This is a genomic window from Neobacillus fumarioli NBRC 102428 (assembly GCF_001591485.1).
GTDB classification, from domain to species: domain Bacteria; phylum Bacillota; class Bacilli; order Bacillales; family Cytobacillaceae; genus Neobacillus; species Neobacillus fumarioli.
Window position 1 is genome coordinate 1 of sequence record NZ_BCUZ01000072.1, and the last position, 13070, is coordinate 13070.

13 protein-coding genes and 1 other annotated feature are annotated in these 13070 nt (G+C 39.4%); all 13 genes read left to right on the plus strand.

Features of this window, described 5'->3' with window-relative positions; genetic code table 11:
• The first annotated feature begins 290 nt into the window (after positions 1-290).
• The 13 genes from ftsA (at position 291) to ileS (ending at position 13041) form a co-directional block, all read left to right on the plus strand.
• Positions 291-1595 carry a cell division protein FtsA gene (gene ftsA, locus BFU02S_RS10935; RefSeq protein WP_066370395.1) on the plus strand — a complete coding sequence of 435 codons (1305 nt, stop codon included), beginning with the start codon at positions 291-293 and terminating at the stop codon, positions 1593-1595.
• A gap of 42 nt (positions 1596-1637) precedes the next feature.
• Positions 1638-2774: a cell division protein FtsZ gene (gene ftsZ, locus BFU02S_RS10940; RefSeq protein ID WP_066370398.1), complete on the plus strand. Its 1137-nt coding sequence runs from the start codon at positions 1638-1640 to the stop codon at positions 2772-2774.
• A gap of 344 nt (positions 2775-3118) precedes the next feature.
• Positions 3119-4057 (plus strand): sigma-E processing peptidase SpoIIGA, encoded by a 939-nt coding sequence (gene spoIIGA / locus BFU02S_RS10945; protein ID WP_066370402.1) that lies wholly within the window; start codon positions 3119-3121, stop codon positions 4055-4057.
• A gap of 44 nt (positions 4058-4101) precedes the next feature.
• Complete coding sequence (sigE, locus tag BFU02S_RS10950) at positions 4102-4821, plus strand: RNA polymerase sporulation sigma factor SigE (protein ID WP_066370405.1); 720 nt, start codon at positions 4102-4104, stop codon at positions 4819-4821.
• Positions 4822-4992: 171 nt separating this feature from the next.
• Positions 4993-5772 carry an RNA polymerase sporulation sigma factor SigG gene (sigG, locus tag BFU02S_RS10955; RefSeq protein ID WP_066370419.1) on the plus strand — a complete coding sequence of 260 codons (780 nt, stop codon included), beginning with the start codon at positions 4993-4995 and terminating at the stop codon, positions 5770-5772.
• Between the two features lie 87 nt (positions 5773-5859).
• The gene (locus BFU02S_RS10960) at positions 5860-6129 is read left to right on the plus strand and encodes a YlmC/YmxH family sporulation protein (protein ID WP_066370407.1); all 270 of its coding nucleotides are present in this window, start codon (positions 5860-5862) and stop codon (positions 6127-6129) included.
• A 72-nt stretch (positions 6130-6201) separates the two neighbouring features.
• A complete protein-coding gene (gene pgeF, locus BFU02S_RS10965; protein WP_066370408.1) occupies positions 6202-7020 on the plus strand; it encodes a peptidoglycan editing factor PgeF in 819 nt (272 codons plus the stop codon).
• A 4-nt stretch (positions 7021-7024) separates the two neighbouring features.
• A complete protein-coding gene (locus tag BFU02S_RS10970; RefSeq protein ID WP_066370409.1) occupies positions 7025-7705 on the plus strand; it encodes a YggS family pyridoxal phosphate-dependent enzyme in 681 nt (226 codons plus the stop codon).
• 12 nt (positions 7706-7717) lie between these two features.
• Positions 7718-8164 (plus strand): cell division protein SepF, encoded by a 447-nt coding sequence (locus BFU02S_RS10975; protein WP_066370411.1) that lies wholly within the window; start codon positions 7718-7720, stop codon positions 8162-8164.
• Positions 8165-8169: 5 nt separating this feature from the next.
• Entirely contained in the window at positions 8170-8430 is a 261-nt protein-coding gene (locus BFU02S_RS10980; protein WP_066370413.1) for a YggT family protein, read from the plus strand.
• A gap of 33 nt (positions 8431-8463) precedes the next feature.
• Complete coding sequence (locus BFU02S_RS10985) at positions 8464-9237, plus strand: YlmH family RNA-binding protein (RefSeq protein WP_066370415.1); 774 nt, start codon at positions 8464-8466, stop codon at positions 9235-9237.
• A gap of 85 nt (positions 9238-9322) precedes the next feature.
• Positions 9323-9838 carry a DivIVA domain-containing protein gene (locus tag BFU02S_RS10990; RefSeq protein WP_066370422.1) on the plus strand — a complete coding sequence of 172 codons (516 nt, stop codon included), beginning with the start codon at positions 9323-9325 and terminating at the stop codon, positions 9836-9838.
• A 49-nt stretch (positions 9839-9887) separates the two neighbouring features.
• Positions 9888-10129 (plus strand) — a binding site (T-box leader).
• A gap of 143 nt (positions 10130-10272) precedes the next feature.
• Positions 10273-13041 carry an isoleucine--tRNA ligase gene (ileS, locus tag BFU02S_RS10995; RefSeq protein ID WP_066370417.1) on the plus strand — a complete coding sequence of 923 codons (2769 nt, stop codon included), beginning with the start codon at positions 10273-10275 and terminating at the stop codon, positions 13039-13041.
• Positions 13042-13070: the final 29 nt, after the last annotated feature.

Genomic DNA, 13070 nt, shown 5'->3' on the forward strand with positions numbered 1-13070 from the left:
AAAAAGTATTTGTTTCATGATTCTTTTTTAATATAATACTAGCTGCAAGTTTCCGCTTTTCTCAATGTTCATATTGGTGTAGACTTGTACTTAGCACTCGTTAGATATTAAAGTGATAGAATTCCAATATTGCAGAGATACTTGCGAATAGTGAAAAATAGAAAAAAATTGATAATTTTTAAAGGGAATCATTTTAGTTGTGACGAATATTTTTATAAGATATGTCTATGGGAAATATAATTGAACAAAATGAATTGTTGTTCGATAGTAATTAAAGGAGGTGCCAGAGAATGAACAGCAATGAAATTTATGTTAGCCTTGACATCGGTACATCCAGTGTAAAAGTAATCATTGGCGAAATGGTAAGTGACTCGGGAAAAGGCTCGTTAAATATAATTGGTGTCGGTAATGTAAAATCTGAAGGCTTACGAAAAGGGTCCATTGTCGACATGGACGATACCGTTCATTCTATAAGAAGGGCAATTGAACAAGCGGAGAGAATGGTAGGTATGGAGATACATGAGGTGGTTGTCGGAATCCCCGGACATAATATTATGCTCCATCCATGCCATGGGATTGTAGCTGTTTCAGGACAAAACCGCGAGATTACTAACGAAGATGTTACTCGGGTAATCGAGGCTTCTTATGCTGGTTCGATTCCCCCTGAAAGAGTCAATATGGGGGTTATCCAAAGACAATTTATTCTTGATGGAAAGGATGAAATTCATGATCCCCGCGGCATGATTGGGGTCCGCTTGGAAATGGATGGTACACTCGTTACCGGCTCCAACTCCGTTGTTGCCAATATTATTCGCTGTGTGGAACGTGCAGGACTTAATTTTTCGGATATTATTTTACAGCCGCTGGCAGCTGGGGATTACGCCTTATCTAAGGATGAAAAGAACCTCGGTGTGGCCTTGCTTGATATTGGTGGCGGCTCTACAACAATAGCAGTCTATGAGGACGGATTTTTAAAAGCAACAAGTGTCATTCCAGTAGGCGGCGATTTAATTACAAACGATCTTTCAAAAGTATTGCATACTTCAACAGAGGATGCTGAAGCCATAAAAATAAAGCATGGACATGCTTTTTATGATCAGGCATCGGAAGATGAATACTTTAGTGTTCCGATTATCGGCAGTGATCAGCATCAACAATTTAATCAGTTATATGTTTCTGAAATTATCGAAGCCAGAATGGAAGAAATTTTCGAACTGATTGCGAAAGAATTGAAGCGATTAGGTGTAACTGATTTGCCGGGAGGTTTTGTACTGACTGGTGGTACCGCAAAAATGCAGGGAATTTTAGAATTAGCTCAGGACATCTTTAACAACCCAGTTCGAATTGCTGTTCCTGACTATATTGGTGTAAGAGAACCTCAGTATACAACTGCGGTTGGCTTGATTAAATATGCTTATAAGAATGCCAGATTGCCAGGCGGCGTTGTTAGTTCCTCTTCAGCTGTTTCTGAGCCAATCGAAAAAAGAGTGCCAAAACAACAACAACAACATCAACCGAAAGCTAAAGTAGAAAAAAATCCGGAGGAAAAGATGTCATCAAAGGTGAAAAAATTCCTGGGATACTTTTTCGAGTAGGTTTAAGCGAAAAGGAATATCCATGAATTAGGAGGATTTATCATGTTAGAATTTGATACCAATTTAGATTCTCTTGCTACCATAAAAGTAATTGGAGTTGGGGGCGGCGGAAATAATGCGGTGAACCGCATGATTGAACATGGAGTGCAAGGCGTAGAATTTATTGCAGTGAATACAGATGCGCAAGCTCTTAATCTTTCGAAAGCAGAAATTAAGATGCAAATAGGTGCAAAGCTAACCCGCGGTCTTGGTGCAGGCGCGAACCCGGAAGTCGGCAAAAAGGCAGCAGAAGAAAGCAAAGAACAAATTGAAGAAGCATTGCGCGGTGCAGATATGGTGTTCGTCACGGCTGGAATGGGAGGCGGTACAGGAACAGGAGCGGCACCTGTCATTGCTCAGATTGCTCGCGAATTAGGTGCTTTAACGGTAGGAGTCGTTACCCGCCCCTTTACTTTTGAAGGGAAAAAACGTGCGACTCAAGCCACTGGCGGAATCAATGCAATGAAAGATGCAGTGGATACCTTGATCGTCATTCCAAATGACAGACTGCTCGAAATCGTAGATAAGAGCACGCCAATGCTTGAGGCATTCCGTGAAGCGGACAATGTTCTGCGGCAAGGTGTTCAAGGTATTTCCGATTTGATTGCGACACCGGGGCTTATTAATTTGGACTTTGCTGATGTAAAAACGATTATGTCCAATAAAGGGTCTGCATTAATGGGGATCGGTGTCGCTTCAGGAGAAAACCGTGCTGCTGAAGCAGCTAAGAAAGCTATAAATTCTCCTCTATTAGAGACTTCTATTGATGGAGCTCAAGGGGTATTGATGAATATTACCGGAGGCACAAATTTAAGCTTATATGAAGTACAAGAGGCGGCAGATATTGTTGCAACTGCAACCGATCAGGAAGTAAATATGATTTTCGGTTCTGTTATCAATGAAAATTTGAAAGACGAAATTATTGTCACAGTTATTGCAACTGGTTTTAATGAAGAGGCAATACAGCCTAAACCTGTTCGTCCATCATTTGGGCAAAATAAAAATCAGATGGGAACAATTAAAAGAGAACCAAAACGAGAAGAAGTCCCGCAGGAGCCATCCCGCAACTCCGGCAATACCTTCCAAGAAGAAACATTAGACATTCCAACCTTCTTGCGAAATCGCAATCGCAGACGATAATATTGTTATTTCAATATAATTACTCAATGGCATGGTCCATAAGATGGATCATGCCTTTTTATTTATCATAAAGAATGCATAAATGTTGACTTGGAGAATTGTCCAGCTCCACAAAAAATGCTTCGACAGCATCAGCATCGCACGCCTAAAAGCGATAGCTTTTAGGAGGAGCGCCTTGCCCCACGGGACTGATCATAGCGCATGCACTTTTTTAATAATTGACAAATTCCGTTTAGAATAGGGAAAATTTCTATTTTTTTGCTTACAGAAAGTGACACACTTCCGCTTTGAAGTTACGTTATACTTTTCCATAAACAGAAGAAGTCCTAAAAGGGGGAAGCTGTTTGACCGTTTATTTAGATGTCATATGGGTTTTAAATTTATTATTTGATAGTCTTCTCCTTTATTTATCCGCAATTTTTCTAAAACGAAAGATCAAGCTTTGGCGAATTGCGAGTGGAGGATTTATAGGTTCATTAATCATCTTATTAGCGTTTACTCCAATAAATGTCTATTCTAATCACCCGGTTGCAAAACTGTTTTGTTCAGTGTTAATGATACTCGTTACATTTGGCTACAAACGTCTGTCCTTCTTTATCAAAGCATTGATGACTCTTTATGTATCAACATTTTTAATTGGGGGTGCTTTAATAGGGACCCATTATTTTATTCAATATGACACTCATTTAACAGCTAAAGTTCTGCTGGCAAGTGTGAAAGGATTTGGGGATCCGGTCAGCTGGCTTTTTGTGTTAGTCGGTTTTCCGATTGCCTGGCACTTTTCACGAAAAAATATTGAATGTATGGAAATGACAAAAATTCAATTTGACCAAATTGTGAATGTAAGATTGACGATTCATAACGATCAATTTGAATTTAAAGGATTAATAGACAGCGGCAATCAGCTGTATGATCCACTATCCAAAATGCCGGTCATGTTTGTCTCCATAAAAAATACGATAGATGGGTTTCCTGAACCGATAAGGAAAATGGCAGCTGACCCTGAAGGTTTTATAATGGGAGGAGATGAACTTCCAGAAGAGTGGCAAAATAGACTAAGAATTATTCCGTGCCAAGTAGTAGGACAAGAGCACCAGCTTATTGCTGCTGTAAAACCTGACACCATTGTGATTGAGCATAATGGGGCTGGCTATTTATGTGAAAAAGGCTTGGTTTCGTTTACCATGCAGCAACTTTCCAATGATGATGCCTTTCAATGTATTGTCCATCCGAAGATGCTCACTGGTCCAAGACTGCAAGGAGATACAGAGAGAGTGAGTTAATAATACTATACTCAAAAATGCACATTTTAGAAGGAGGAAAACATATGAAAAAGTGGAAACTTCGCTTATCCTACTATTGGTATAAAATTCTGATCAAACTCGGCCTAAAAACAGATGAAGTGTATTACATCGGCGGAAGCGAAGCACTGCCGCCTCCTTTAAGTAAAGAAGAAGAAGAAATGCTGTTAAAAAAACTTCCGGGTGGAGATAAAGCTGCACGGTCGATCTTGATTGAGCGAAACCTAAGACTTGTTGTCTATATTGCAAGAAAGTTCGAAAATACCGGAATCAATATTGAAGATTTAATCAGCATTGGGACCATCGGTTTAATTAAAGCAGTAAATACCTTTAACCTTGAGAAAAAAATAAAACTGGCTACATATGCTTCTAGATGTATTGAAAATGAAATTCTGATGTATCTAAGACGTAATAATAAAATAAGGTCAGAGGTTTCATTTGATGAGCCTTTAAACATAGATTGGGACGGAAATGAGCTGTTGTTATCCGATGTCTTGGGAACAGAAGATGATATTATTACAAAAGACCTTGAAGCCAATGTGGATCGAAAATTGCTTTCAAAAGCACTCCATCAGCTAACAGACCGTGAAAAACAAATAATGGAGCTTCGTTTTGGTCTCACAAATGGTGAAGAGAAGACCCAAAAGGATGTTGCAGATATGTTGGGGATTTCGCAGTCTTATATATCAAGGTTAGAAAAACGGATCATCAAAAGGCTGCGGAAGGAGTTTAATAAAATGGTCTAATATAGATTCAAACAGAAAAATTTTTCCACTCAAAAAAAGCCTTTAAAATCAGCATTTTGTTGTTATATTCGACATTTATGCACTTGTTCGGTAGCTTGGACAGGTGCATATTTTTCCTCTTCAAGGAGATACTGTTTTTTGTACAGCAGCTCCTGTGAGGAGGGAAAAGAATTGACTCGAAATAAAGTTGAAATTTGCGGTGTAGACACATCGAAACTTCCCGTATTAAAAAACGAAGAAATGAGAGTTCTCTTCAAGCAAATGCAAGAGGGTGACTTAACTGCCCGCGAACGATTAGTCAATGGGAATTTGCGCCTTGTTTTAAGTGTTATTCAGCGCTTTAATAATCGCGGAGAATTTGTAGACGATTTGTTTCAGGTAGGCTGCATTGGCCTGATGAAATCGATTGATAACTTCGATTTAAGTCAAAATGTTAAGTTTTCCACTTATGCCGTACCAATGATTATTGGAGAGATACGCAGATACTTAAGGGATAATAACCCAATTCGTGTATCCCGTTCATTAAGGGATATCGCCTATAAGGCACTTCAGGTAAGGGAACGATTAATGAGTGAAACCTCACGCGAACCGACTGCTGAAGAAATAGCAAAGGTCCTTGAAGTGCCGCATGAAGAAATTGTTTTTGCGTTAGATGCAATTCAAGATCCGGTTTCTTTATTTGAACCGATTTATAATGATGGCGGCGACCCTATTTACGTAATGGACCAATTAAGTGATGAAAAGAACAAAGATATTCACTGGATTGAAGAAATAGCCTTAAAGGAAGGTATGCGCCGACTAAATGAACGAGAAAAATTGATCTTGCGGAAAAGGTTTTTTCAAGGTAAAACACAAATGGAAGTTGCAGATGAAATTGGAATATCCCAGGCACAAGTTTCTCGACTAGAAAAAGCAGCAATCAGGCAAATGAACAAGAACATACAAAGCTAAAGCTGTCCTATGGATAGCTTTTTTTCTTTCTAAAGTTCTGGATACTTACATATATTTTTTATAGTAATGTAACTGGGAGTGGTATATGTGTTAAAAATCTCTGAATTCCAGATAAAAGATGTAGTCAATGTATCCGATGGAAAAAGGCTTGGCAACATTGGTGATATAGAAATTAATTTATCAACCGGAAAGATCGAGGCAGTTGTCATTGCCGGAAGTGGCAGAATGCTTGGCTTTTTTGGAAAGGATGAGGAAGTAATTATTCCGTGGAACAATATTATTAAGATTGGTGAGGACGTTATTTTAGTAAGATATAAAGGCAGTACCGAAACTATTCCCGAAGAAACGGAAGCTTAAAAAGAATGGATTCCACGATGACCAATTAGCATTTTCATGGTAAACTTATAGAAAAACAACCTGAGGTATTGTATGGAACCTTTTGTTTTATCAAATCAGTCATTTTTAACTATTGAAAATTGGATGAATACCTATCCGGGTCTTGTTGCCGGTATGACAACAAAGCATGGAGGCGTAAGCAAGGGATGTTTTGAAAGTCTTAATCTTGGCTTTCATGTCAGGGACGATCTGCAGGATGTTTGTTCAAACAGACAAATCTTAGCAAGTCTGCTTGATTTTCCGATAACATATTGGACAGGTGCGGAACAAATACACGATGTTCAAATTAGAAAATTAACAAAACAAGACCGAGGAAAAGGCGCTAATTCTTATGAATCAGCATTCTCGGGAACAGATGGATTTTATACAAATGAAGAGGGGATCCTTTTAACCCTTTGCTTTGCTGATTGTACCCCCCTCTTCTTCCTTGCCCCGAATGCCAAAATGATTGGAGCGGCACATGCCGGCTGGAAAGGGACAGTTGGGCAGATTGCAGGACGAATGGTGGATGAATGGAAAGCTGAAGGCATCAAACCAGAGGAAATTCTTGTGACAATTGGTCCATGTATTTGTGAAAAATGTTATATTGTAGACGATCGTGTTATAAACTTAGTAGAAAATATACTAGAAGATGTCGATCGAAAACCATATAATCAAATTATAGAAGGGCAATATGCCTTAGATTTAAAAGAGCTGAATAAGATCATACTTTTGAGGTCAGGTGTCCCGGAACAAAATATTTATATTACCCAGTACTGCACGAGCTGTGATCACGAGCTGTTTTTTTCCCACCGCCGCGACCGGGGGAGTACGGGAAGATTGTTAAGTTTTATTGGCTGGAAGGAGACTTAAAGCATTGAGGAAGGTAGCAGAAAATCTTGAACGAATTAAGCAGCAAATCAATGATGCATGCCGAAATGCAGGCAGGGATCCGGAAGTAGTGAAACTGATTGCCGTTACAAAATATGTCAGCATCGAAAGAGCAGAAGAGGCCTTAAAGGCCGGCATTTATAACCTTGGCGAAAACAGGGACGAAGAACTGTTAAAAAAGTGGGAAGTATTACAGGACAAGCCTATTTGGCATTTTATCGGGACACTTCAATCCCGCAAGGTCAAAAATATCATTGATAAAGTTGAATATATTCACTCATTAGATCGTCTGTCGCTTGCTACAGAAATTAATAAAAGAGCGAATCGTGTGATAAAATGTCTCGTTCAGGTGAATGTTTCCGGAGAGGAATCCAAGCATGGAATATCTTTCGAAGATGCAGCCGGATTTATTGAAGAGTTAAGTAAATTTCAGAATATCAGTATTGTCGGGTTAATGACAATGGCTCCATTTACACAAGATGAACAACTTTTGCGCAGCTGTTTTCGAAAGTTAAGAGAATTGCGTGATCAAATCCGGGAGAAAAATTGGGCACATGCCCCTTGTACAGAGCTGTCAATGGGCATGTCCAACGACTACTTATATGCGATCGAAGAAGGAGCAACGATGATCCGAATAGGCACGGCACTAGTCGGAGAAGATGATTAGGAGAGGGAAAAAATGACGATTAAATCAAAGTTAAAAAGTTTCTTCTTTTTAGATGATGATTATGATGACGAAATGCCTGCGGAAACCCGAGAGCCGGTAAAGCAGAAAGATAAGCCGGTAAGAAGCCAGAATGTGGTGAGCCTACAAAGTGTCCAGAAGACAGCAAATGTTCAAAAGTCTTCAAAGGTTATCTTAGTGGAGCCACGTTCTTATTCTGAAGCAACCGAAATCGCCGATCAGATCAAAAACCGCCGGGCCGTTGTCGTGAATCTTCAGCGTATCGATGCGGAACAAGGAAGACAAATTATTGATTTTTTAAGCGGGGCAGTCTACATCATTCAAGGTGATATTCAAAAAATTGGTTCTGGCATTTTTCTGTGCACCCCTGAAAATATGGAGGTCTCGGGAAATATTTCGAGCCTTTTGCCGAACCATGACAATTCTAATACAAGGTGGTAAGGTAAATGGGTATGTTATTTTACCTTTTAATAAAACTTATTCAATATTATTCGTATGCCCTGATTGTCTATATTTTGATGTCATGGTTTCCGAATGCGAGGGATACGGCACCAGGGCGTTTTTTAGCACGTATTTGTGAACCTTTTTTAGAACCGTTCAGACGAATTATTCCACCTATTGGAATGATTGACATCTCCCCTATTGTTGCATTTTTTGTATTAAACTTTGCGCAAGTGGGGCTGATGCGAATCTCGAGCTGGATTTAAAGCTTTTCGGCCTTGAATTCTAAGGAGATATGTATGAACATTTACCAGCATTTTCGTCCCGAAGAGCGGGAATATATTGACAAGGTTTTACAATGGAAACAAGATGTAGAAAGACAATTTGCTCCTAAATTGACTAATTTTCTTGATCCAAGAGAGCAGACTATTTTAAAAATTATCATTGGTGAGCACAGCGATGTGCATTACGATTTTTTTGGCGGAATTGACAATGCTGAAAGAAAAAGAGCATTATTATTTCCCGATTACTGGACAGTTGCTAATGAGGATTTTTATATAAATCTGTTTGGAATTGATTACCCTAGTAAGTTTGTTACACTTGAGCATCCGCAAATTTTAGGCGCATTAATGTCTTTAGGATTAAAGCGTGGAAAATTTGGTGATATACTGATCAAGAATGATCAAATTCAATTCTTTGCGGCAAAAGAAGTAAGTGATTATATTAAAACAAACCTGGAAGCAATCGGGAAAGCAAGAGTTACAGTAAAAGAATTGCCGTTAGAGAACGCCATTACCGTACAAGATCTATGGGATCATGTTGATTTAACAGTATCTTCATTACGTTTGGATACTGTTATTTCTGGTGTTTATCACCTTTCCCGGCAAAAGTCGCAAGTTCTAATCGAAAGGGGACTTGTCAAAGTGAATTGGACGGTAATCGAAACTCCCTCTTTTTTATGTGATGCGGGTGATGTGATATCCGTTCGCGGTCACGGCAGGATAAAAATAGTAGAACTTAGTGGAAAAACAAAAAAAGAAAAATGGCGGATCAATATCGGAAGACAAAAATAATTTAGCTATTGATGCAGGAATATTGAAGATCTTGTCGAATATTTCCTAATACATAGGAGAGTACAGTTTGCATGGAGGTGGCGTCATGCCGTTAACACCGTTAGATATTCACAATAAAGAGTTTAATAAAGGATTTAGAGGATATGACGAAGATGAAGTAAATGAATTTCTTGATCAAGTTATAAAGGATTATGAATTAGTCCTTAGAGAGAAGAAAGAACTAGAAGAACGTTTGAATGAATTGCAAGAGCGGTTAGGTCACTTTACGACCATTGAAGAAACATTAAATAAATCGATCGTTATTGCGCAGGAAGCTGGAGAAGAAGTGAAGCGGAATGCCCAAAAAGAAGCGAAGCTGATCATTAAGGAAGCGGAGAAAAATGCTGACCGTATCGTAAATGAATCACTTTCCAAAGCCAGAAAGATCGCAATGGAAATTGAGGATTTGAAGAAACAGTCGAAAATTTTCCGTACCCGGTTCAAAATGTTAATTGAAGCGCAGCTTGATATGCTTAACACAGATGATTGGGATCATTTATTAGAATATGAAGTCGATACTACTGAATTAAAACTTCATGAGGAAGAAGATTCATTAGCTTGACGAATAGTCCTTAGTGGCATATAATTTTTAAACAAGTTAAATAGAATGAAAATTGACAATGAAAGGGACAGTACAATTTTGTACATGCTTTTTATAAGCGAGTTGGGGATGGTGGAAGCCCAATAAAAGCTGGAAATTGGAAAATCACCCTTGAGTTTCAAAAGCGAACTTGCTTATAGCAATAGTAGTTTTTGGCGTATGTTCACGTTACGAATATAAAAGAGGATAGAATATGTTTTGGTTTCTGTCTATAAGGGTGGTACCGCGGGAGTAAACCTTCTCGTCCCTGTTTGGGGATGAGGAGGTTTTTTTATTTAACTACAGACCAGCGGCTCGAGATTACAATATCTACCGCTTCTGTGCGGACTAAGCTTCTCTTATTGTTCAATTGGCTATTCTGTTTTTATAAGAAAAATGACGGGAGGAAGAAAATAATGGAATATAAAGATACGCTGTTAATGCCGCAAACGGATTTTCCAATGCGCGGCAATCTTCCAAAACGCGAGCCTGAAATTCAGGCGAAATGGGAAGAAATGAATATTTATCAAAAAGTACAGGAACGGACGAAAGGCCGTCCAATGTTTGTTTTGCATGATGGACCGCCTTATGCAAATGGTGATATCCACATGGGGCATGCATTGAATAAAATCTTAAAGGATTTTATTGTCCGCTATAAATCAATGAGCGGCTTTCATGCACCATACGTGCCTGGCTGGGATACCCATGGTTTGCCAATTGAACAGGCTCTAACCAATAAAGGGGTAAAACGCAAAGAAATGTCAGTGGCTGAATTTCGTAAGCTTTGTACTGAATATGCTCTTGAACAAATTAATAATCAGCGTGAGCAATTTAAGCGTCTTGGGGTCCGAGGTGATTGGGAAAATCCGTATATTACCCTAAAGCCTGAATATGAGGCCCAGCAAATAAAGGTATTCGGTGAAATGGCAAAGAAAGGCTATATTTATAAAGGGCTTAAGCCAGTTTACTGGTCGCCGTCAAGTGAATCAGCACTTGCAGAAGCAGAAATTGAATATAAGGATAAACGCTCGCCTTCCATTTATGTTGGTTTTAAGGTTAAGGATGGCAAAGGTGTGCTTGATCATGACACAGAAATCGTTATTTGGACAACAACACCATGGACGATTCCAGCAAACCTTGGTATTTCTGTCCATCCTGATTTAACCTATGTGGTAGTTTCTGTAAATGAGCATAAATATCTTGTGGCTGAGGCATTACTTGAATCAGTAACGAAAGAAGTTGGTTGGGAAGGAGTGTCTGTTGTTCAAAAAGTAAAGGGGGAGGAACTCGAGAGTATTATTTGTCTTCATCCATTATACAAGCGTGAATCTTTGGTGATGCTTGGTGAGCATGTTACAACAGATGCGGGTACTGGCTGTGTTCATACAGCACCGGGACATGGAGAAGATGACTACTTGATTGGGCAAAAATACGGCTTGGATGTTCTTTGCCCTGTTGATGATAAAGGATATATGACGAGCGAGGCCCCTGGCTTTGATGGGTTATTTTATGAGGAGGCCAATAAGCCAATCACACAAGCTTTAGAAGAAGCAGGTGCTTTACTAAAGCTGACCTTTATTACACACTCTTATCCGCATGATTGGCGGACGAAAAAACCGGTTATTTTCCGGGCAACCGCTCAATGGTTTGCTTCGATTAAAGACTTCCGTGATCAATTACTGGGGGCAGTAAAAGAAACAAAGTGGGTACCGGCATGGGGGGAAACACGCCTGTTTAATATGATTCGCGACCGCGGCGACTGGTGTATATCCCGTCAGCGGGTATGGGGTGTTCCAATTCCGGTGTTTTATGCCGAAAACGGTGAAGCAATTATTACCGATGAAACGATCAATCATGTTTCTAACCTTTTCCGCCAATATGGTTCTAATATATGGTTTGAACGAGAGGCAAAAGATTTATTGCCGGAAGGATTTACTCATCCGGGAAGTCCAAATGGAATCTTTACAAAAGAAACGGATATTATGGATGTATGGTTTGATTCGGGATCTTCCCATCAAGCAGTCCTCTTAGAAAGAGATGATTTAGTTCGTCCGGCAGATCTTTATCTTGAAGGATCTGACCAATATCGCGGCTGGTTTAACTCATCGTTATCAACTGCTGTTGCTGTAACAGGCAAAGCCCCTTATAAAGGCGTATTGAGCCACGGATTTGCGCTAGATGGCGAAGGACGAAAAATGAGTAAATCACTGGGGAATGTTGTTGTCCCTGCAAAAGTGATGAATCAATTAGGGGCAGATATTTTACGGCTTTGGGTCGCTTCAGTTGATTATCAGGCAGATGTGCGGGTTTCTGATGCGATTCTGAAACAGGTTGCTGAAGTGTACCGGAAAATCCGCAATACTTTCCGATTCTTATTAGGCAACTTGGCAGACTTTGATCCTGCGAATAAAGTGTCATATGAAAACTTACGTGAAGTGGACCAATTTATTCTTGTAAAATTAAATAAGCTGGTTCAATTTGTTCGTAATGCGTATGAGAATTATGAATTCTCAGGGATCTACCATGCAGTAAATAATTTCTGCACCATTGATTTAAGTGCATTTTACTTGGACTTTGCTAAAGATGTTCTATATATTGAAGCAGTAGATCATCCTGAACGTCGTGCCATTCAGACCGTTTTATATGAATCATTACTTACCCTAACCAAATTAGTTTCACCAATTCTTTCACATACGGCAGATGAGGTTTGGCAATATATTCCTGGTGTTAATGAAGAAAGCGTCCAATTGACGGATCTTCCTGAATACCGGGAGCTTCCAGGAGCAGATGAGATTGAGGAAAAATGGACGGCATTCATGAAATTGCGTGATGATGTGCTAAAAGCATTAGAAGAAGCACGAAATGAAAAAATTATTGGGAAATCATTAACCGCAAAAGTTACATTATACCCTACGGAAAAAACGAATGCATTGCTTAATTCCATTCAGGAAAATTTAAAACAGCTATTTATCATTTCAGATTTGGAAATAGCCGGCACATTCGAACAAGCGCCAAAAACAGCATTAAAACTAGAAACAGCAGCGATTGTCGTGACGAAGGCAGAAGGAGAAACATGTGAACGCTGCTGGGTTGTCACCACTGAAGTTGGCGAAGACACAGAACATCCGACACTCTGTCCGCGCTGCGCTCAGGTTGTAAAAGAAAACTATTCTCATCTTGCTTAATGGTAAAAGCTCCGCTAAAGCGGGGCTTT

Excerpts from the sequence above, each read along its gene's own strand:
- ftsA (WP_066370395.1), top strand. The coding sequence starts at position 291 with ATGAACAGCAATGAAATTTATGTTAGCCTTGACATCGGTACATCCAGT.
- ftsZ (WP_066370398.1), top strand. The coding sequence starts at position 1,638 with ATGTTAGAATTTGATACCAATTTAGATTCTCTTGCTACCATAAAAGTA.
- sigE (WP_066370405.1), top strand. The coding sequence starts at position 4,102 with ATGAAAAAGTGGAAACTTCGCTTATCCTACTATTGGTATAAAATTCTG.
- pgeF (WP_066370408.1), top strand. The coding sequence starts at position 6,202 with ATGGAACCTTTTGTTTTATCAAATCAGTCATTTTTAACTATTGAAAAT.
- BFU02S_RS10975 (WP_066370411.1), top strand. The coding sequence starts at position 7,718 with ATGACGATTAAATCAAAGTTAAAAAGTTTCTTCTTTTTAGATGATGAT.
- BFU02S_RS10980 (WP_066370413.1), top strand. The coding sequence starts at position 8,170 with ATGGGTATGTTATTTTACCTTTTAATAAAACTTATTCAATATTATTCG.
- BFU02S_RS10985 (WP_066370415.1), top strand. The coding sequence starts at position 8,464 with ATGAACATTTACCAGCATTTTCGTCCCGAAGAGCGGGAATATATTGAC.
- BFU02S_RS10990 (WP_066370422.1), top strand. The coding sequence starts at position 9,323 with ATGCCGTTAACACCGTTAGATATTCACAATAAAGAGTTTAATAAAGGA.
- ileS (WP_066370417.1), top strand. The coding sequence starts at position 10,273 with ATGGAATATAAAGATACGCTGTTAATGCCGCAAACGGATTTTCCAATG.